Below are 1,190 nucleotides of genomic sequence, written 5' to 3' on the forward strand. Positions count from 1 at the left end.
GCACTGGCCGGTGCGGCCGACGGACAGCCGGATCCCCAACTGGCTTGCCAGCAGGGCGAATTCGTGGCTGGTGTATTGTGAACGAGCGGCGAGGACGCGGCTTCTTCTTCCCCATGCTCTCCATGATGGACATCATCCTTCCGGGGCCGAAGCCCCTGATCTTCGATGTCCGTCAAAGCGGATCAAGCCCAGTGGAAGATGTTCCCAGTTACACGAGGCCTCGCCGCAGCGGCCGTTGCCGGAGGGGTTCTGCTCAGCATGGCCAGTCCCGCAACAGCTGCTGACGCCCCTCAGCCAAAAGCATCACCCCGAGCCTCTGTCGTCTGCTCCGTCGTACCCATCGACGCCACCATCCGCAGCACACCCGGAGGCCAGACCGTCGGAACCATGCACTCCGGCGACCGGTTCCGTGTGGACAACTTCAACGACAACGTGTGGGTGATCGGCGCGGGGTATCGCCTGGACACTGGCTACCTCATTGCCGCTGGGTACACCCTGCGCAGCAATCTCATCTGCAACCTCTGAGCCCAGACCACGGACGCTGGAACCTCTCACCTCCCGTTGCACAGCCCACCCGGGGGCAACGAGGGGGTGCTGGCCGCGCCGTTCGTGGTGTGCCCGGCCACCACCGACCGGGCGACCGCCGAGGACTGGCTTGACCCGGCATGGGGCGCGGCCGGCATTGAGGGCGCCGTGGTGAAAGGCCTGTCGCGGAAGTACCAGCCGGGCCGCCGGGGTTGGATCAAGGTGCGTGCCCGGGCGAGCGCGGAAGCGGTCGTCGCCTCGTTGACGGGCTGGGTGGCCGCGCCGGTGACGCTGCTGCTGGGCCGCTACGACGAGTCGGGCCGGCTGCGGTTCGTCGCGCTGACGGCACCGATGTCGGCGACGGCCCGGCGGGAGGCCGGCGGCCTGCATCCGGGCGGCGCGGAGCACCCTTGGCAGAGCCGCCGTTTCTCCGCCGGGTGGGGCACCCGCGAGGTGATCGACCACCGGCCGGTCGTGCCCGACGTGGTGGTCGAGTTCGCCGGGGACACCGCGGTGGACGGGGGCCGCTACCGGCATCCAGTCCGCTACCCGCGCGTACGGGACGACCTGGCCCCGCGCAGCTGTCACCCCCAGGGACCTAGGATGAATGAGTCCGATGTTTGTGCTGATCGCGACCATGGCGAAGGGCGCCCGTTGGTCAGTGT

The 1,190-nt window shown here is 68.8% G+C and carries 1 protein-coding gene and 1 pseudogene; both read left to right on the plus strand.

Annotated elements, in window-relative coordinates; translation table 11 throughout:
• Positions 1-387: 387 nt before the first annotated feature.
• Positions 388-525: a hypothetical protein gene (locus IE294_RS46720; protein WP_014669952.1), complete on the plus strand. Its 138-nt coding sequence runs from the start codon at positions 388-390 to the stop codon at positions 523-525.
• Between the two features lie 36 nt (positions 526-561).
• A pseudogene (locus IE294_RS46725) lies at positions 562-1,190 on the plus strand (hypothetical protein); the annotation flags it as partial.

Source organism: Streptomyces canarius, from assembly GCF_014650735.1.
GTDB lineage: Bacteria > Actinomycetota > Actinomycetes > Streptomycetales > Streptomycetaceae > Streptomyces > Streptomyces olivaceoviridis.